Origin of the sequence: Acinetobacter bouvetii DSM 14964 = CIP 107468 (assembly GCF_000368865.1) — a bacterium.
GTDB lineage: Bacteria > Pseudomonadota > Gammaproteobacteria > Pseudomonadales > Moraxellaceae > Acinetobacter > Acinetobacter bouvetii.
In genome coordinates this window covers 1,169,786-1,189,054 of record NZ_KB849727.1, presented here as the reverse complement: position 1 = coordinate 1,189,054, position 19,269 = coordinate 1,169,786, and the positions used below count along the sequence as shown (strand labels likewise).

The window sequence follows — 19,269 nt, the reverse complement described above, 5'->3', positions numbered from 1 at the left end:
ACTATGCGTTTAAGCAGTTTAAAACTTTCAGGCTTCAAATCTTTTGCCGACAGTACAACTTTACAATTCAAAGATAACCGCACCGCTGTAGTTGGGCCCAATGGCTGCGGAAAATCCAACGTCATTGACGCCATCCGCTGGGTGATGGGCGAATCCAGCGCGCGCCAGCTTCGCGGCGGCAGCATGCAGGACGTGATTTTTACCGGCACTGCAAAGCGCAAGCCTGTCGGCATGGCCAGTGTAGAACTGCGCTTTGACAATACCTATGGCAAGCTGGGCGGCGCATACAATGCTTACAGCGAACTGGCGGTACGCCGTCAGGTCAACCGAGACGGCAAATCTGAATACTTTTTAAATGGCGCCAAATGCCGGCGCCGTGATATTACCGATATTTTCTTGGGCACTGGTTTAGGCCCGCGCTCATATTCGATTATTGAACAGGGCATGATCAACCGCTTGGTGGATGCCAAACCTGAAGAAATGCGGGTATTTATTGAAGAGGCTGCAGGTGTGTCTCGCTATCAGGCGCGCCGCCGTGAAACCACACAGCATTTAGAACACACCACGCAGAATTTATCGCGCTTAGAAGATATTGCATCTGAGCTGAAATCACAGCTGAAAACCTTAAAGCGCCAGTCTGAAACTGCGGTGCAGTATAAGGAATTGGAAACACAGATCCGCACCATTAAAATTGAAGTGCTGTCTTTCCAGTGCGAGCAAAGCACCCGCCTGCAGCAGGAATACACCGTGCAGCTGAACACGCTGGGCGAAAGCTTCAAGCTGGTGCGCTCTGAATTAACGACTTTAGAACATGATTTAACCTCCACCAGTGAATTGTTTCAGCGTTTAATTCAGCAATCGACGCCTTTGCAGAATGAGTGGCAGCAGGCTGAGAAAAAGCTGGCTGAATTGAAAATGACGCTGGAGCAGAAGCAGGCGCTGTATTCACAAAACTCTGAAAGCTTGGTGCAGCTGGAACAGCAGAAATTCCAAAGCAAAGAGCGCTTGCAGCTCATTGATTTGCAGCTGGAAACTTTGCATGCGCAGCAGGAAGAATACGACGAACAGCTGAAGCTGCAGGAAAGCCAAAGCCAAGAGCGGATACAGGGCTTCAGCAATTTAAAGGCGCAGCAGTCTGCGGTGCTGCAGCAGTACGAACAGGCTAAGGCGCAGGTGGAAAAACAGCAGCAGCAAAAACTGCAGATGCTGGCGCAAGGCGAACAGCTGACAAAGAACATCAGCCGTTTAGAACAGCAAAAGGACACTTTAAAACAGCAGTCCCTGCAAATTCAGCATCATGCACAGCAAGATGAACTGGAGCAGCTGGAACAGCTCAAAGTACAGCTGCAGCAGATTTGTACGGATAAAGAACAGCAGATTGCTGATGTGAAGCAGCAGTTAGAACAGCTGACTGATGAATTGACGCAGCAGAAATCACTGAAGCAGGAACTGAAATCTGAAATTCAGGTGCTGCAGTCGGAACAGAAAAACCTCAATCAATTGCTGATTAAAGCCAGTCCAAAAGTTCAGGTAAAGTCTGCGCGCTTAATGCAAGCGCTACAGCTGTCTGCACAGGGCAAAGCTCATGCGCCGCTGATTGAAAAATATTTGGCCAAATGGCTGCATGCACAGGTCTTGGAGCATGCGGATGAGTTTCAGGACAGCGTTGCGCGCCAGCTGAAAACCGATTCAAAAACTGCAAGAATTGACTTGCCAAAACTGGCTTGCCTGGCGGACTGGATTGATGCACCGCAGTCCTCTTTATGGCGGCAAGTGGCGGTTGCAGAGAGTTTGCAGGGAGCCTTGGCCTATCAGGGCCAGCTGCAGGCAGGCCAGTCTATTTTGTCTTTAGACGGCTATCAGGTCGGTTCAGACTGGGTGATTGGCCTGCACTATGATGAAGACAGCCAAGCGGGCCAAGGCGCCTTAAGCCACCGCATCCGTTTAGACGAAATTGAGCAGGCCTTGGCGGAAAAAATGCCAGTATTTGCGCAGGCGGAAAGTGGCTTGCCAGTGCTGCAGGAGCAGGCGCAGCAGCTGCAGCAAGCGCTGCAGGCAGAACAGGGGCAGTTGAAAAAACTGCAGCAAGAACTGCAGCAGGCGGATGTGGCTGTGGTTAAAGTGCAAAGCGCAGCGCAAGCATTTGCTGTTCAGAAGCAGCAATTGACCGATCAGCTGACGCAAGTGGAAGCGCAGCTGGAAGAAGATGCCATGCAGAAAGATGATCTGGAAATTGATCTGCACGCCTTGAATATGAAGCTGGAATTGGCGCTGCCGAATTTTAAGGCGCAGCAGTTTCAAGTGGAAGAATTGACAGGCCAGCTGGAAGATTCGCAGCAAGTGACGCAAAAGGCGCAGCAGGAGCTGGAACTGATCCGCCGTCAGGCCTTGCAGGCTAAGCAGCAAATAGAGCTACTGGAAAAAGATGCCGTGTTCTTAAAAGCGCAGCGCCAGCAGATCGCGGCGCAAATGGAGCAGGCGCAGAAATTTGTCGACCCCGCGCAATTGGAACTGCCAAGCCTGCAGTCACAGTACGCAGCGCAGTCAGAAGCCACTGAAAAGCTGCAAAAGAAATGGGCAGAGTGGCAGCTGGAGCTGAACAATGTGCAGTCTAAGCAAAAAGAGCTGACCGAACAGCGCCACAGCCAGCAGCAGCAGGATGAAAAGCTGCGGTCAGAGCTGGAACACAAGCGTTTGGCTTGGCAAGCCGCGCAGTCAGACCTGCAGCATTACAGTGAACAGCTGAAAGAGCTGAACAGTGAGATGCTGACAGGCTTGAGCCTTGATGTTGCTTCACATCAGCAGAAACTGGAAAAAGCCCAGCAGCAGTTTGATAAATTGGGCGCAGTGAACTTGGCCGCATCTGCTGAATATGAAGACGTTTTAAAACGCTATGAAGAGCTCAGCCATCAAATCGAAGATTTGGAAAAAACTGTTGAGCAGTTGCAAGGCGCCATGAAAAGCATTGATCAGGAAACCCGCAAGCTGTTCATGACCACTTTTGATCAGGTGAATGAAGAGCTGCAGGAGCTGTTTCCGAAAGTCTTTAATGGCGGCGAAGCAAGTTTAAGCCTTGAAGACGGCTGGCAGTCCGGTGTAAAACTCATGGCGCGCCCGCCGGGCAAGCGCAACAGTTCGCTAGCTCTGCTGTCTGGCGGTGAAAAGGCCCTGACGGCATTGGCCTTGGTTTTTGCGATTTTCAGACTGAACCCTGCGCCATTCTGCGTGCTGGATGAAGTGGATGCGCCTTTAGACGATGCCAATGTAGGACGTTTTTGTAATTTGGTAAAAGAGCTTTCTGAACAGGTTCAATTCATTTACATTACACATAATAAACTGGCGATGACCATGGCGACTGACTTGCTCGGTGTGACCATGCCGGAACCGGGAACTTCAAAATTAGTGACTGTGAATTTAGAGCAGGCAAAAGAATACGGTTTAGTTGCGGAGTCATAACATGGAAATCACCACAATCGTTGGGATTGTTGCTGCTGTCATTTTGATCTTGGTTGGCCTTAAGCTGGTCTTGAAAAAGCCATCCGATGCGGCGCCGTCGCTGGATTCGGAGCTGCATATCGACCCTGACAGCCAGCAGCCAGTGATCCCGCGGCATGTCCGCAGCCAGCTGAGCGCTGCGGAGCCGTCCTCAGCGCAGCGCGTGGAACCGACTTTGGCAGATGCAAAACCTGAGCAGGCAGAAACGTCGGAGCCTGCGCAAGCAGTTTCAGAACTTAAAACGGAAGATGCCCAGCCTGAATCGGCTGCTGCGCCATCAGAAGAAAAACCGGCTGAAGCGCCTGTACCGCAGACCGCAGAGGCAATTCTGACTGCCGCGCAAAGCGCCAAAAAGCCCCATGATGCTGCGCTGGACAAGGCCGCGCCAGAGTTAAGCCTGAATCAAATTGAAAAAGCGGAAATCAGTGAATTTGAAGATGAAAGCAATATTTTAGATGCGCATCTTTATGAGCAGAAACTGGTGGATGATGAAAGCGCGCTGGCGACTGCAGAAACCTATATTGCATTGAATGTCTATCCTGACAGCCGCGCGCTGTCGGGTGAAAAAGCGCTGAAAGTGCTGCTGAAATATGGGCTGCGCTTTGGTGAAATGGCCTGTTTTCACCGCTATAGCGAAGATGGCGGCAAGCTGCTGTTCTCTGTGCTGCAGATCAGCAATGATGGCGCGGCCGCAGGTTTTGATTTGGAAACGCTGTCGACGGAGCAAGTGAAGGGCTTGGCTTTCTTTTTAGCCTTGCCGCACAGCGATGTGCAGATTGCCTTTGATACCATGGACAGTGTTTCACGTCTGATTGCCCGTGAAATTGAAGGCACGGTGTATGATCAGAACAATCAGGAATTTACGCCGCAGCTGCGTGAACATTGGCGCCATCAGGCAATCGATTACCGTCCGGGCCAGGCGGTGGCGGAAGCTTAGCATTGAAACTGCCGCTGCTGATTTTTATAATGGCGGCAGATTAAGAATTTTTTGAGGGCGGAGAATTTACCGCCCTTTTTTATGGTGAAACTATGACACAGCAAAACACTGTTGTTGCGCAAATGCGCCAACTGATTCAAATTCTGGCCAAGCATAATCATGCTTACTATGTGATGGATCAGCCGACAATTGCTGACAGTGAATATGACCAGTTATTTCACCAGCTTAAAGCATTGGAAGAGCAGCATCCTGATTTAGTGCAGCCTGATACGCCGACGAATACGGTAGGCGCAAAGCCGTTATCCAAGTTTGCCAATGTGACGCATGCGGTGCCCATGCTGTCTTTAGGCAATGTGTTCAATGAAGAAGATTTATATGCCTTTGCGCGCCGCGCAGAAGAGCGTTTGCCGAATCAGAAAATTGAATATGATGTTGAACTGAAGTTTGACGGCCTGGCGATTTCACTGTGGTATGAGCATGGCATTTTAGTCCGTGGCGTAACGCGCGGCGATGGTGAAACAGGAGAAGATATTACCCAAAATGTGAAAACCATCCGCAATTTGCCTAAAGTCTTAAGTTCAGAAAAAACAGCGGTGCCTGAACTGCTGGAAGTGCGCGGTGAAGTCTTGATGCCCAAAGCGGGCTTTGAAAAGTTAAATGCAGAAAATGAAGCCAAGGGCGAAAAAACCTTTGCCAATCCGCGCAATGCGGCAGCCGGCAGCCTGCGCCAGCTCGATCCTGCAATTGCGGCCTCGCGGCCTTTGGCATTTTATGCCTACGGCATCGCGCAATGTGAGCCGAATCATGGCCAAAGCACCATGTCCGCGAGTCTGGAATGGCTGACCCAGTTTGGTTTTGCAGTCGGTGAACGCCACTTTATTTGTGACAATATTCAAGATGTGCAGGCCGCTTATGAGCAGATCAATGCCGAACGTCCAAATCTCAGTGTTGAAATAGATGGCATGGTGATTAAGGTGAATGATCTGAAACAGCAGCAGACTTTAGGCTTTTTAAGCCGGGAGCCGCGCTGGGCGACCGCTTATAAATTTCCTGCTGTGGCGGCCTTGACCACGGTGGAGAATATTGACTGGCAAGTGGGCCGTACAGGCACCTTAACCCCGGTAGCGCGCTTGAATCCTGTTGCCGTAGGCGGTGTAACTGTTTCGAATGTAACCTTGCACAATATCGGTGAAATTCACCGTCTGGATGTACGCATTGGCGATACGGTCAGTGTATACCGCAGCGGCGATGTGATTCCGAAGGTGGAAAAGGTTTGGCCTGAATTCCGCCCAAATGATGCTGTAGAAGTGCATTTGCCTGAATGCTGCCCAGTCTGTTCATCGCCTGTGGTGATGCCGGAAGGGGAAGCATTGGCGCGCTGTTCAGGCGGCCTGTACTGCGCGGCGCAGCGTATTGAGGCGATTCGCCACTTTGTTTCACGCAAGGCTTTGGATATAGAGGGCTTGGGCGACCGCTGGGTAGAGTCGCTGCTGCATTTGGATTTGCTGCAAAATGTGGCGGATATTTACAGCCTGCACGAACATCGTGAACAGCTGCTGACCATTGAAAAGATGGGGGAAAAGTCGGTTCAGAATTTAATAGATTCGATTGAGAACAGCAAGAAAACCACACTGGCAGCTTTCATTTATGCCCTAGGCATCCGTGGGGTAGGTGAAACCACGGCACGCATGCTGGCCAATACGTTTCAGACTTTGGATGCGCTGCGGAATGCGGATATTGAAGCGTTGAAGAAAACCCCTGATGTCGGCGAGATCACCGCAGAATGGATTGTAGATTTCTTTCAGGCGCCGCACAATCTTGAAGTGGTTGACCGCCTGCTGGCGGCAGGCATCCATTGGGATGCGCCAGCCGCGCCAACCCGTCAGCCTTTAAATGGCGAAAGCTGGGTGATAACTGGAACTTTAAGCACCATGGGCCGTGATGAGGCGACTCAAATGCTGCAGGCTTTAGGCGCGCGGGTCAGCGGCAGCGTATCCAGCAAAACCAAATGCGTTGTCGCAGGCGAAAAAGCGGGTTCAAAACTGGAAAAAGCTGAGAAATTAGGTGTACAGGTCATGACGGAAGCTGAATTTTTAGAATTTGTGCAGCAGTATTAATTGATCTGATTGAAAGGAAAAGCCCAGCGTTTAATCAAACGCTGGGCTTTTTTTGCATTTAAGGAATATATTTTTTCACGACGCCGTCATCCAGCAATTGCTGGAAATGTTCAACTAAGCTGGTCTCAATATTCCGGTAATGAATGCCCAAGTCTTTTTTGCTTTTATCCGCATTAAAGTAAATTGGATACCCCATATTCAGTTCTACAAAAGATTTAGAAAAGCCAATGAAAGGGCCCAGCAGCTTGAACGCCGCTTTAGGCAGCTGATTGCGCGGGAAGGGGAATTTATTGCCAAAATGCTGGCGCAGGATTTTACCCATCTCCAGCAGGCTTAAGGTGCCGCCGCTGATAATATAGCGGTTCTCTGCCTTTGGATTGAAGGCGGCTTGCAGATGAGCATCTGCAACGTCACGCACATCGACAATGCCGTTCCACATGGGCGGAACACCCGCCAGCGTCATGCCGTTGGCAAATTGCTGCAGAACCTCGACGCTGCCAGACTGTGTGCTCGGCGTAAGCGATGGGCCAAGCACCAGCGCAGGATTAATGCAAACTAAATCCCAGCGCGTTTGCGCTTTTTGCATGTCCCATGCTTTACGTTCAGCCATGACTTTAGAATACGGATAAGGCTGATGCGTTTCGGAACTGCTGGTATTCCAGTGCGATTCATCAAATTCATTGTTGGCTGTCTGCCGGATATCAATGGCATCGCCATAGGTCGATGCAATGCTTGAGGTGACGACCACACGCTTGACCGATTCAGTGCTATTGACACTGTTCAGGACATTTTCAGTGCCTAAAACAGCGGGTTCAATAATGTCTTTAACGGCATCTTTATAATTGGTGACCACAAAAGGCGAAGCCATATGCAGAACAACTTCACAGCCTTGCATGGCCTGGTCAAAAGAACCCGACTCCAGCAAATTGGCTTGAAACAGCTGCAGTGAGCCTGAACTTTGATTGGCGATTTTTTCCAGGTGGGCAAAACTCTTTTTCTTATTTAAATCTCGAACGGTGGCATGTACGGTGTGTCCTTTTTCGAGCAATTGTTTAATGACCCAGCTGGCAATATAGCCTGTGGCGCCTGTAACGAGTATCGGTGTTGTCTTGGTATTCATGTTCTTCAACTTTAATTGACGCATTTTTTATCATATTGAGAATATTTAGTTTTGTCTTTGATTAATTTGAAAAAATATATTTTTATTATGGAGTTTAATGTGCTCTAAATTCAGCAGAAATCTCATGAGAGCGCTGCAAAAGCGATTTTTTGTTGATTTCAAAAAACGCTAAGATGGGATGAATGTTGGATAGACAAATAAAAGGAATGGGGCGTCATTGATGGTTAAATTCACGTACAATATCGACTAATTTGCAGGTAGATATCCTGCCTTATCAGATGATTCTGTTCTCCCGTTGAATATTGGCATACACATGGCGCAAGCAAAGAAATCTTTTCCGCAGCAAAAATCGGAATTACATGCACGAAATCTGCATCGCAGTCGTTACGATTTTCCTCAGTTAATCAAGAGTTGTCCGGAACTTGCGCCTTTTGTCAGCCCAAATAAATATAACGATCTTTCGGTCGACTTTTCTGATCCACACGCTGTGAAAATGCTCAATAAAGCATTGCTCAAGCATTTTTATGGCATTCAATATTGGGATATTCCTCCAAATTTTCTTTGCCCGCCTATTCCGGGTCGAGCCGACTATATCCACTACTTAGCTGATTTGCTGAGTGCCAACAATAAAGGTCAAATTCCAACAGGAAACGCAGTTCAAGTGTTAGATATTGGGGTGGGAGCGAACTGTATTTATCCGATCATTGGTCATCGGAGCTATGGCTGGAAATTTGTCGGCTCAGACATTCATTCTGCATCCGTTAAAAGTGCTCAATTTATTGTGGAGGCAAATCCGAATCTGCGTAAAGGGATTCAGATTCGATTGCAGAAGACAGCGAGCAATATTTTCAACGGTGTGATTAAATCCTCAGATCGTTTTGATTTGACGATGTGTAATCCACCATTTCATGCCTCGCAAGATGAAGCAAATGCGACAGCAACTCAAAAATTAAGAAAACTAGGCAAGCCGGTTGATCGGACAAAGGTGGTGTTAAACTTTGGCGGTCAAAAAAACGAACTCTGGTGTGATGGCGGCGAAGAACGATTTGTCTGCCAAATGGTACAAGAGAGCATCCAGTTTGCTAAGCAATGCCTTTGGTTTAGTACACTGGTTTCCAAGAAAACAACATTGCCTGTGCTCTTAAATGCCTTAGCTAAGAGCGGAGCAGTAGATGTGAAAACCATTAAAATGACGCAGGGACAAAAAGAAAGCCGTTTTGTTGCTTGGTCTTTTCTAGATTCAACGCAACAGCAAGCGTGGAAGAATGCGCGTTGGACTTCAGCTTAAGCCTGTCTTCTCTGGAAATGGTCCCCTTATCTTTGAGTGCAATGCATGAAGCATCAGTACAGTGCTCCCTGTATATAAGCGCAGCAGCTCAAGCGTGGCGTGTTAAATCAATCAGGTGATGTTTGCGCTAAACAAGACGCATTGTTAATTGTTACAAAAAACAGCGCGCTTCATTATTTGAATAATTGGCATGCCGCGATATCTGCGCATTGCGCAAAGGCTTATTTTTTATGTAGAAATTGCGCTGAATTGAACTGTAAATGCGTATGTTTATCATTTAAATTTTATATAAATCATAAACTTACAAAATTAAAGTTTTGCAATCACCATTAAACTTGTCCATAATATTTAAAAAAGGGTATGGAGTTAATCAAAATGCGTGGCAATCCAGAAGTCGTAGACTACTTAAATATGTTGATCGGTGGCGAACTGGCTGCTCGTGATCAATATCTCATCCACTCCCGCATGTATGAAGACTGGGGCTTATCCAAAATTTTTGAACGGATTGATCATGAAAGCCAGGAAGAGGGCGCGCATGCGGATGCCTTGATCCGCCGCGTATTGTTCCTTGAAGGAACTCCAAACATGGACCGTGACGCGATTGACGTTGGTTCCGATGTTGTGACTTGCCTGCAAGCGGATTTGGCGCTGGAATATCATGTGCGCGGAAAATTGGCACAGGGCGTGAAGCTGTGCGAAGAAAAGGGCGATTATGTGACCCGCGATATGCTCCGTCAGCAAATGTCAGATACCGAAGAAGACCATACCTACTGGCTTGAAAAACAAATGCGTTTGATTGAGCTGATTGGCCTGCAAAACTATATTCAATCTCAGATGTAAGCTGAACGGCATCACTTGAATTTTTGATGTTAAAAAAGCCTTTGAATGAATGTTCGAAGGCTTTTTATCGTTTATTTCTTTGAAAACTTCTGAATATCTGCCAGCACTTGCCCAGCATGAGCCTGCGTATTGACACTGCTATAGTGATAGGAAATTGTCCCTTGCGGGTCAATCAAAAAGGTCTCCCGTTTGGCGATTTTCGCAATGCCTAAGTTTCTGACAATACCCAATTGCGCTGCGAGTTTATGGTCATGGTCGGCCAGAATCGGAAAATTCAGTCCGAGCTTTTCTGAAAACTTCTGATGTGATTGAACATCGTCCAGGCTGACCCCTAAAACCACAGCATTGTTTTTAATGAATTGCGGATAAAGCGCTTTGAATTGATTGGCTTCCTGAGTGCAGCCAGGCGAATTATCTTTCGGATAAAAATATAAAACAATCCATTTGCCTTTGTACTGGCTGAGTTCGTGCCATTTTGAGTTTTGGTCCTGCAGCTTGAAGGCTGGCGCGGCTTTGCCTACCCATTGCCTTTGCTCTGACGCGGATTTAGAGAAAATTGAACTTTCAGCATGGCTCACTGTAGTTAACCCGAAAATTGCAGAAAGGGAAAGTAAGCTGATCTTAAACAGTGTATTGAGTTTCATCGTGCATACATGCCTAAATTGAATTTGTTTTGAGTTTAGCAAAGTTTATTGTATTTGCTTGCTGTGAAATGCTGGTATTTATTGTTGATCATCTTATGATGGAAATCCATTGAAAATAAGCAGAAATAAAATGACCGATGTTGGCGCAGTGCTGATTCAGCTTAAACCGGATTCCATGCCAAATGTTGAAGCATGGCAAACAGAATTAAATGCGCGTCAGGATGAAGCGATTGAAACCTTGAAAGCTGAAGGTGTGCGCGTTGAATCATGGTTTCATGTGGCGCTTGAAGGCAAAGATTATTTGATTGCCTATATGCGCGCTGAAGATATTGCCAAGGCGCAGCAAATTGGACGGGAAAGCAGTTTTCCCATAGATGCCATGCACAAGCAGTTTAAAACCAATTGGGCAAAAGGCTATCAGGCCACGTTATTGGCCGATTTGGAAAATATGGACAAATAGATGAATGAAGTTAAGGCGGTTTTATTAGATGAGCATCCTATTCATGGTGTGATTCATACTGCAAAAGGTGAACTTAAACCTTTTCCGATATTGGCTATTGATGATCTTCCCTTAAACCAGTGGATGAATCAATTTATGGAATTCAAAGATGATTTATCTATTCTTTCATTGGTCCCTGCACAAGGCTGGCTGATTGATGAGCAAGAAAATAAAGCAGCTTGGACTCTCCTAAAAACAACAGATGATAAATCTAGTTCGGCGATTGTCCCTTTATTGATTTGTCCTGATGATTTGGATTTGACCTGTACGACTTTGGTTGTTGAACAAGTGCAAATGGATTCAAAAATTATTTGGAAAAGATTTGGTCAGGCTGTGAATGAAATCAATGCTGTGGTTTCTGCTGTTGATTGGCGGGTTGAGGATCAAAGTTTTGAATTTGAACGAAAGGCATTTGATGCCGCGATAGCGCATTTAATTGAGCTCGATCAAGCATATTGATCATAGGAACAAACGCGAAATTATTTCATAATACTGGTGTTTTATTGTCATAAGAATCCTCCATTGAATCAAAAAATTTTACTCATTACAGGCTGGGGCGGTGGAACCAAGCTGCTCAATTCATTCAAACAGGCCTTGGAAAATAAAGGCCATAGCGTTGAACTGATCAATATTTTTAATGCTTTGGATGAGTATGCATTACAGCGGCAGGCTGAAAAAGCCAAAGCTTTTGATGTGATCATCGGCTGGTCTTTAGGCGGGCAACTTGCCACCTTATTAGCCGATCAAATTTCCAAACAATATCATCAGCAGAAAATCCTGATTACACTGGCCTCAAATCCATGTTTTGTTGAAAGCTGTATTGAAAATGCAGAATGGCATACAGCGATGCCTCAGGCGACATTCCAAAGCTTTAAACAATCCTTTCAGCAAGATGCGATTGCCACTTTAAAGAAATTTGGCTTTATGGTTTGTCAGGGCGTAAAAACCACCAAAGAAGACTTTGCAACTTTACAAAGTTTGATACAGCCGCAGAATTTAGACATTTTAAAGCAGGGTTTGAATTGTCTTGAACAACTCAATAATGTCAGCATCTTGAAAAACTATGCAGGGCATCAGTACCATTTATTCGCAAAACAAGATTTCTTAGTTAGTTACAAAGTTGCTGAAAATTTTCAAAACTTCAATGCAAAATTTTTAGAAACTGAGCTCATTAGCGGCTCGCATGGCTTTCCAGTTTTTCAATATGACAGCATAACTGACAAAATCTGCCAATATTTACAAAAAATAAATCAAACATCCTGATAAGTGGCAAATCTCGCAATTTATTTTTAATTCATGCGGGTTTAAGATCTGCAAATTAGATTTTTTGCTGTAGATGTTGCACATGGAGTTAAGGATGGCCGATTCATTGATTGAGTTAGATGATCAAACTTTTGATCAGCAGCATATTTGGCATCCTTATACCTCTATGACTCATCCGCTTCCGACTTTTAAAGTGAAAAGGGCGCAAGGGGCAATCATTGAATTGGACGATGGCCGTCAGCTCATTGATGGGATGTCGTCTTGGTGGTGCGCAATTCACGGCTATAATCATCCTGAATTGAATCAGGCAGTGACCGATCAGCTGCAGAACATGTCGCATATCATGTTTGGCGGCTTTACCCATGATCCTGCGATTCAACTTGGTAAATTGCTGCTGAAAATTACCCCGCCCAGTTTGGATAAAATCTTTTTTTCCGATTCTGGCTCTGTCGCTGTTGAAGTGGCTTTGAAAATGGCGGTGCAGTTTTGGCATGCGCAAGGCAAGGTTCAGAAAACCAACTTTGTCACGCCTCGTTCGGGCTATCATGGGGATACCTGGAATGCCATGTCGGTCTGTGACCCTGTCACGGGAATGCATCAAATTTTCGGCTCAAGCCTGCCAAATCGGATTTTTGTTCCTGCGCCGCAAGTTGGCTTTAATGAAGAATGGAATCAGGCGGATATTGCTGAACTGGAAAAGACTCTAGTTGAACAGCATAAAAGTATTGCTGGTTTGATTCTTGAACCGATTGTGCAGGGTGCAGGGGGAATGCGTTTTTACCATCCCGAATATTTACGCCAAGCCAAACTGCTTTGTGAAAAATATAATATCCTGCTGATTTTTGATGAAATCGCTACAGGTTTTGGGCGTACAGGCAAGCTCTTTGCATGGGAGTGGGCAGGGGTAGAGCCGGACATTATGTGCATCGGCAAAGGGCTGACAGGTGGTTATATGACCTTGTCTGCGGCACTCACCACCAAAAAAGTCGCTGAAACTATTAGTCAGGGTGAAGCAGGCGTATTTATGCATGGCCCGACCTTTATGGCAAATCCATTGGCATGTGCAGTGGCCGTTAAAAGTACCGAATTGCTGATTTCTCAAGATTGGCAAGCCAACATTCAGCGCATTCAACAGCAATTATTCATCCATTTACAGCCACTTGCACAGCTTGAATATGTCAAAGATGTACGCGTGCTTGGCGCCATTGGCGTAGTGGAATTAAGCTTTAATGTCGATATGAAACCCCTGCAGCAAGAGTTTGTCCGCCGCGGCATTTGGATTCGGCCATTTGGCAAATTGGTGTATGTGATGCCGCCGTATATTATTTCCGAGCAAGAATTAACAACCTTGTTGGAACAATTGGCTGAAGTGGTTAAAAATATTCAGAACATTCAGGAGCAAAGTGCATGAACAGTCCATTGCTCGGCCACTTTGCAAGCCAATTGGATGATTTAAAGCAGCAAGGCAATCTGCGTCAGTTCACTTCAAATCTTCAGCAAGATCGTTATATCACCATTCACCATAAAAAAATGCTGAATTTAGCCTCGAATGACTATTTAGGTTTAGCGTCTAATATTCAGCTTCGTGAGCAGTTTTTTGATGAAACCCCGAACGCACAGCGTTGGATGAGTTCATCATCCTCTCGATTGCTGACAGGAAATTTTCCTGAATATGAACAGCTTGAAGACAGTTTAGGCCAAGCCTTTCACGGCCGTGCAGCGCTGTTATTCAACAGCGGTTATCACATGAATATCGGGATTTTACCTGCGCTCGCAGACAGTAAAACCCTGATTTTGGCGGATAAGCTGATTCATGCCAGTATGATTGATGGCATCCGCTTATCGACTGCGAAATATGTGCGCTATCGCCATAATGATTTGGCGCATCTGGCACAGCTTTTACATAAATATCATCAGGATGAGTCTTTCGAGCGCATCATTGTGGTGACGGAATCCATTTTCAGTATGGATGGCGATGAAACCGATTTGGCTGAATTGGTGCGCATCAAAAAGCAATTTTCCAAAGTCATGCTGTATGTCGATGAAGCGCATGCCATTGGCGTGCGTGGCGAGCAGGGTCTAGGCTGTGCCGAACAATATGGCGTGATGGATGATATTGACCTTTTAGTCGGGACATTTGGCAAAGCCATGGCTTCGATTGGCGGTTATCTGATTTGCCATCCGGTCATTCGGGATTATCTGATTAACTCGATGCGGCCTTTGATTTTCAGCACCGCTCAGCCGCCGATCTGTATGGCGTGGACAGATTTTATCTTCAAGAAAGTTTTAAATTTAAAAGCAGAGCGTCAACATTTACAGCAAATCAGTCAAAGTTTGCAGCAAGCGGTTCAATCCAAAGGTTTTGATTGTCCATCGACTTCGCATATTGTGCCGGTGATGATTGGCGAATCGGGCAAAACGGTAGAGAAAGCCCAAGCCTTGCAGGATGCGGGCTTTTACATCATGCCTGTGCGCCCGCCGACGGTGCCGCAGCACAGTTCACGCCTACGCATTTCCTTGACTGCTCAGATAACCCAGACTGATCTTAATCAGCTGACACCGTTATTGTGAGCTGATGGTGATGAAGCGCGTGAATCATTCAGACATTGATAAATCCCAAGTGGCGCTGCGCTTTGCTCAGGCAGGGCAAAGCTATGTTGAGCATGCCGTTGTGCAAAAGCAGATTGCACAGCATTTATTTGATTTAATTCAGCAATATTGCCCTGCGCATCTCAATCACGTTTTGGAAATCGGCTGCGGTTCAGGCAATTTAAGCCATTTACTGCTGCATCATCTGAAAGTCAAACATCTGGTGTTAAATGATCTATATGCTGAAATCCAGCAGCATTTTCCACCGCATTCCAAGATCGAATATCTGATTGGCGATATTGAGCGGCTTGAATTTCCGCAGCATTTAGATTTGATCACTTCAAGTTCCGCTTTGCAGTGGGTGCAGAATTTAGAAGGTATTTTTCAAAAAGCATTCCACAGTTTAAAGCCTGATGCCTATTTCTGCTTTTCTACGTTTGGACAGCAAAATTTGCAGGAAATTAAAGCCTTAACAGGGCAGGGTTTAGACTATTTCAATATTGAAACGATCCAAAACTTGTTAGAACGCAATGGCTTTGAAATTTTACAGATTTCAGAACAAACCGCTCATCTGAATTTTAAATATCCCAAACAGGTTTTACAGCATTTAAAAGCCACAGGTGTGACGGCAACGGCGTCTAATTTCCGCTGGACGAAACAGTCACTGGTCGATTTTTATCAGGCTTATCAACAGTTTTCATACAGGGATGAATCGGGTCAGGCGCAATTTCCATTGACTTATCATCCCATTTATTGCATCGCACGGAGAATGCCATGACAGGTTCAGTTTACTTTATCAGCGGCATCGACACAGGCATCGGCAAAACGTACACGACAGGCTATTTGGCGAAGCTGTGGAATGCGCAAGGCCAGAAAACCATCACGCAAAAGCTGATTCAAACGGGCAATGTCGATATTTCAGAAGATATTGAACAGCATCGTGAAATTATGGGCATGGGGTGGTTACCTGAAGATGAAGCTAAGCTGACCATGCCTGAAATTTTTAGCTATCCTGCATCACCGCATCTCGCGACCAAGCTCGATGGCCGTGAAATTGATTTTCAAAAAATTGAACATGCTACAGCGCAATTGGCTGAAAAATATGCAGTGGTTTTATTGGAAGGCGCAGGCGGTTTGATGGTGCCGCTCACCACAAATTTGTTGACGATTGATTATGTCGCAGAGAAAAAACATCCTGTCATTTTAGTCACTTCGGGGCGTTTGGGCAGCATCAACCATACCATTTTAAGTTTGGAAGCCTTGAAAAGCCGCGGTTTAGAGCTGTATGCATTGGCCTATAATTTAAATGATGAATCACAGGATGAATTGATTTCTAAAGATACAGCAGAGTATTTAAAAGCGTATTTGGCGAAATATTTTCCACAAGCGCTGTGGATTGATATTCCTGTACTGAAATAATCAGATGCATTGTCAGTCAGATGGCGGTGATCCTGCGTCTCGTGCTGAATTGAATGCGCTGCGTCAAGCTGGCCAACACTTAAAAAGTGTACCGCTGAAAAGCTGCTTGGTCTATGCAAGCGGTCAGCCATACGCAGAAAGGTTTGGCGCTGCCGCAAGTAAGGCTGAATGCGCCATTTGAATTATATGCATTGTGGAAACAGCAATAATGAGGCGCACATGCAAAAGCGGGCATATTAAACCGCAGGAAAATAGAAATAAAAAAGACAGAGCTTAGCTCTGTCTTTTTTTGATCTTTAAAAAGCCTTTAGATTAGAACTTTTTAAAGATTTTTTTCGTGCCGTATGGCTTGCGCGGCGCATTGTCATCACGGCGCTCGCGGTTGCCGAAGTTGTCGTCACGGCGTTCGCGGTTTGCAGCGCCTTCCTGACGGTCACGCTGGCCATAAGTGCCTTGATTGCCGTTGCTGCGTTCACGCTGCTGCCCATACGCGCCTTGCGTATTGTTTTGACGGCGTTCACGCTGCTGAAATTGGTTGGTTTCATCGCGGCGTTCGCGTTCACGGCCAAATACTGGCTTTTGCTGGCCTTCTTCTTCATTGTCACGGCGCTGCTGACGCAGAAAACCGCCGCGGCGCGCAGACATCGGCTTGTCTTGCATGCGTTCGTTGCGGCGTTTGGCCATGCCGAATAGGCCCGTGCCTTGACGCGGCTTCAGCTCTACAGATTTGGTTAAGTTGTCGATATCTTGTTTGTCCAATTCCATCCAGCGGCCAGTGCGCAGCTCGCGCGGAAGGATAACTGTGCCGTAACGGGTACGCAGCAGGCGGCTGACTTTTAAGCCTTGAGACTCAAAAATACGGCGCACTTCGCGGTTGCGGCCTTCTTTAACCACTACTTGATACCAGCGGTTGATGCCGTCACCGCCAATTTCTGTGAAAGATTCAAATTTGGCAGGGCCATCGTCCAGTGTGACGCCTTTCAGCATGTTGTTTTTCAGCTGCGGAGTCACTTCGCCCATGACGCGGACGGCATATTCGCGTTCAATTTCATTGGATGGATGCATTAAGCGGTTCGCCAATTCACCATCGTTTGTGAACAGCAGTAAGCCAGTCGAGTTAATATCTAGACGGCCCACCATTACCCAGCGGTCGCCTTGAATTTGCGGCAATTGCTCAAATACAGTCGGACGGTTTTCCGGATCGTTGCGCGAGCAGATTTCGCCTTCTGGCTTGTAGTAAATCAGCACGCGGCGGCGGATTTCATCTTCAATCTGAAATTGCACTTTACGGCCGTCGATGCGAAGCTCATCGCCCGGTTCAATGCGTTCACCCACTTGGGCAACTTGCCCGTTTACGCTTACACGCCCAGCGGCAATGACTTCTTCCATATAACGGCGAGAACCCAAACCAACACGTGCAAGCACTTTTTGCAATTTTTCACTCATGACAGCATAACCTTAGAAATTATCATCAACAGTTCACCTATTTATGACTTCGGCGCATTCGCGTCGAGGGCCATAAAAGCTTCCTTGGCATCCTGCAGGGGAGGCAATTGACCTAAAGAGTGAAGGCCAAAAGCATTTAAAAAGTGTGGCGTTGTAACTAACAACGCAGGTCTTCCTGGGAGTTCTCGGAAACCGGATTCTTTAATCCAGTTCCAGTCAAACAGCGTACGTAAAATTTGGCTGTTATTGGTGACTCCGCGAATTTGCTCTATATCTGCTCGGGTCACTGGTTGGTGGTAAGCAATCACAGCGAGGGTTTCGAGCAACGATGGCGATAAACGAGATGGTCGTTCAGGCCATGTCTGTACAATAATATTACGATATTTTGCGCGAACTTGAAATCTGAAACCTTGTGCAGTTTCAATCAATTCAATGGATCTGCCATGCTGCAGCAATGTGAGCTGCTGCAGAAACTGGCGGATTTCTGTTTTGGTATATCGGTCTTGAAACGCTTCTTTCAAGCGGGCAACAGATACAGCGGCGTCACTGGCAAAAATAATGGCTTCCAGCTGCATCAGCACTTCGTGGATATCTTCCTGCTGCGGCGCAGTATCCAGATTCAATTCATAATTCACGTCATTATTCATGCATGCGCCCCCTGAATCGCAAGCGGCGCTTCAATACCCGTGGCAATAATATTGACTTTCTGCTGCCGGGTCAGCTCTAAAATAGCCATGAAAGTCACTACCATGCCCATGCGGCCTTGGCTCGGTTTTAACAGGGCTTCAAATTCGAGCACTGCGCCATTTTGCAATTTGCTTTCAATATAGGCAATGCGCTCTTCCAAGAGCACCGGCTCTTGCAGGATCTGATGCACCACAGGTTCCGGACGGTTGAAGACGCAGAGAATCGCATCCCGCAGCAAGCTGGCTTCATAGCCATCGTTGCTGAACGACACATGTCCCAGAGTGACATTGGTTTCAAAGGTATCGCGCTCTAAAATGGTCATTTGGCCTAAGCGTTCGGCAGCCTGCTTAATGCGTAAATAATTTTCTAGGCGGTCGATCAATTCTTGTTTTGGATCATTTTCAGGCGTAGCCAGATGTTTCGGCTTCGGCAGCAGCAGGCGGGATTTTAAATCGGCCAGCAGCGCAGCCATCACCATATAATCTGCGGTCAGCTCAATGTTCAGAGACTTCATTGCATCCATGTATGACAGGTATTGCGCGGCAATGGGCGCAATATCCAATTGCAGCAGATCGAAACCGTTTTTCTGAATCAGGTAAATCAAAAAGTCGAGCGGCCCTTCGAAATGTTCTAAAAGAATTTCAAATGCGGCGGGAGGAATGTAGAGATCCTCTGGAATTGTATCTTGCCATTCATCCAAAACACGGATGTGTGCAGAGAGTTCCATTGGCTCATGGACGGTTTGATTCATTGCAGTTTTAGGCCACGCGAATTTTCAAAAGCATGAAAAAGCTATTTCAAATCAAATTGGAAACGCAATCGCGAGCAGATGATCAGAAAAAGCAAAGATATAGTATCGCGGTAGTTTAATGGAAAACCGGCTTGAAATAAATCGCGGCAGAGGCAATTCCTTAAAAAAAACCTT

18 protein-coding genes are annotated in these 19,269 nt (G+C 46.4%); 13 read left to right on the top strand and 5 right to left on the bottom strand.

What is annotated here, in order from left to right; all coding sequences use genetic code 11:
* Positions 1-3 precede the first annotated feature (3 nt).
* The 3 genes from smc to ligA all read left to right on the top strand — a co-directional run bounded on the left by smc (position 4) and on the right by ligA (position 6,549).
* Positions 4-3,456, top strand: a complete 3,453-nt coding sequence (gene smc, locus F941_RS12565; protein ID WP_005011896.1) for a chromosome segregation protein SMC — start codon at positions 4-6, stop codon at positions 3,454-3,456.
* A gap of 1 nt (position 3,457) precedes the next feature.
* Positions 3,458-4,432, top strand: a complete 975-nt coding sequence (locus tag F941_RS12560) for a cell division protein ZipA C-terminal FtsZ-binding domain-containing protein (protein WP_005011895.1) — start codon at positions 3,458-3,460, stop codon at positions 4,430-4,432.
* Positions 4,433-4,524: 92 nt separating this feature from the next.
* Complete coding sequence (ligA, locus tag F941_RS12555) at positions 4,525-6,549, top strand: NAD-dependent DNA ligase LigA (protein WP_005011894.1); 2,025 nt, start codon at positions 4,525-4,527, stop codon at positions 6,547-6,549.
* Between the two features lie 58 nt (positions 6,550-6,607).
* On the opposite strand, the gene F941_RS12550 is transcribed toward ligA, so the two are convergent.
* Positions 6,608-7,693 (bottom strand): SDR family oxidoreductase, encoded by a 1,086-nt coding sequence (locus F941_RS12550; protein ID WP_005011893.1) that lies wholly within the window; start codon positions 7,691-7,693, stop codon positions 6,608-6,610.
* A gap of 289 nt (positions 7,694-7,982) precedes the next feature.
* Between F941_RS12550 and rlmF the strand changes: the two genes are divergently transcribed.
* Positions 7,983-8,957 (top strand): 23S rRNA (adenine(1618)-N(6))-methyltransferase RlmF, encoded by a 975-nt coding sequence (gene rlmF, locus F941_RS12545; RefSeq protein ID WP_005011892.1) that lies wholly within the window; start codon positions 7,983-7,985, stop codon positions 8,955-8,957.
* Positions 8,958-9,332: 375 nt separating this feature from the next.
* The gene (gene ftn / locus F941_RS12540) at positions 9,333-9,797 is read left to right on the top strand and encodes a heteropolymeric bacterioferritin subunit Ftn (RefSeq protein WP_005011891.1); all 465 of its coding nucleotides are present in this window, start codon (positions 9,333-9,335) and stop codon (positions 9,795-9,797) included.
* A 71-nt stretch (positions 9,798-9,868) separates the two neighbouring features.
* On the opposite strand, the gene F941_RS12535 is transcribed toward ftn, so the two are convergent.
* Positions 9,869-10,441, bottom strand: a complete 573-nt coding sequence (locus tag F941_RS12535) for a peroxiredoxin (protein ID WP_005011890.1) — start codon at positions 10,439-10,441, stop codon at positions 9,869-9,871.
* A gap of 130 nt (positions 10,442-10,571) precedes the next feature.
* Between F941_RS12535 and F941_RS12530 the strand changes: the two genes are divergently transcribed.
* The 8 genes from F941_RS12530 (at position 10,572) to F941_RS16570 (ending at position 16,392) form a co-directional block, all read left to right on the top strand.
* A complete protein-coding gene (locus tag F941_RS12530; RefSeq protein WP_005011888.1) occupies positions 10,572-10,901 on the top strand; it encodes a DUF6176 family protein in 330 nt (109 codons plus the stop codon).
* Positions 10,902-11,399, top strand: coding sequence for a hypothetical protein (locus F941_RS12525; protein ID WP_005011883.1), 498 nt, complete (start codon positions 10,902-10,904; stop codon positions 11,397-11,399).
* Between the two features lie 63 nt (positions 11,400-11,462).
* Positions 11,463-12,203: an alpha/beta hydrolase family protein gene (locus F941_RS12520; protein WP_018572656.1), complete on the top strand. Its 741-nt coding sequence runs from the start codon at positions 11,463-11,465 to the stop codon at positions 12,201-12,203.
* Between the two features lie 94 nt (positions 12,204-12,297).
* Positions 12,298-13,614, top strand: coding sequence for an adenosylmethionine--8-amino-7-oxononanoate transaminase (gene bioA, locus F941_RS12515; RefSeq protein WP_005011879.1), 1,317 nt, complete (start codon positions 12,298-12,300; stop codon positions 13,612-13,614).
* Positions 13,611-14,774, top strand: a complete 1,164-nt coding sequence (locus tag F941_RS12510) for an 8-amino-7-oxononanoate synthase (protein ID WP_005011877.1) — start codon at positions 13,611-13,613, stop codon at positions 14,772-14,774. Before bioA ends, F941_RS12510 begins: the two co-directional genes overlap by 4 nt.
* Before the next feature lie 10 nt (positions 14,775-14,784).
* Positions 14,785-15,570 carry a malonyl-ACP O-methyltransferase BioC gene (gene bioC / locus F941_RS12505; protein WP_005011876.1) on the top strand — a complete coding sequence of 262 codons (786 nt, stop codon included), beginning with the start codon at positions 14,785-14,787 and terminating at the stop codon, positions 15,568-15,570.
* A complete protein-coding gene (gene bioD, locus F941_RS12500) occupies positions 15,567-16,211 on the top strand; it encodes a dethiobiotin synthase (RefSeq protein WP_005011875.1) in 645 nt (214 codons plus the stop codon). The genes bioC and bioD overlap by 4 nt, the downstream gene beginning before the upstream one ends.
* A gap of 4 nt (positions 16,212-16,215) precedes the next feature.
* A complete protein-coding gene (locus F941_RS16570; RefSeq protein ID WP_018572658.1) occupies positions 16,216-16,392 on the top strand; it encodes a tRNA-specific adenosine deaminase in 177 nt (58 codons plus the stop codon).
* Positions 16,393-16,523: 131 nt separating this feature from the next.
* Here F941_RS16570 and rluB read toward each other — a convergent pair whose 3' ends face one another.
* Genes rluB through F941_RS12485 form a run of 3 tightly spaced genes read right to left on the bottom strand, consistent with a single transcriptional unit; the run spans position 16,524 to position 19,095 of the window.
* On the bottom strand, positions 16,524-17,657 hold the full coding sequence (rluB, locus tag F941_RS12495) for a 23S rRNA pseudouridine(2605) synthase RluB (RefSeq protein ID WP_005011873.1): 1,134 nt from the start codon (positions 17,655-17,657) through the stop codon (positions 16,524-16,526).
* 41 nt (positions 17,658-17,698) lie between these two features.
* Positions 17,699-18,304, bottom strand: coding sequence for an SMC-Scp complex subunit ScpB (scpB, locus tag F941_RS12490; protein ID WP_005011872.1), 606 nt, complete (start codon positions 18,302-18,304; stop codon positions 17,699-17,701).
* A complete protein-coding gene (locus F941_RS12485; RefSeq protein ID WP_005011868.1) occupies positions 18,301-19,095 on the bottom strand; it encodes a segregation and condensation protein A in 795 nt (264 codons plus the stop codon). Before F941_RS12485 ends, scpB begins: the two co-directional genes overlap by 4 nt.
* Positions 19,096-19,269 lie beyond the last annotated feature (174 nt).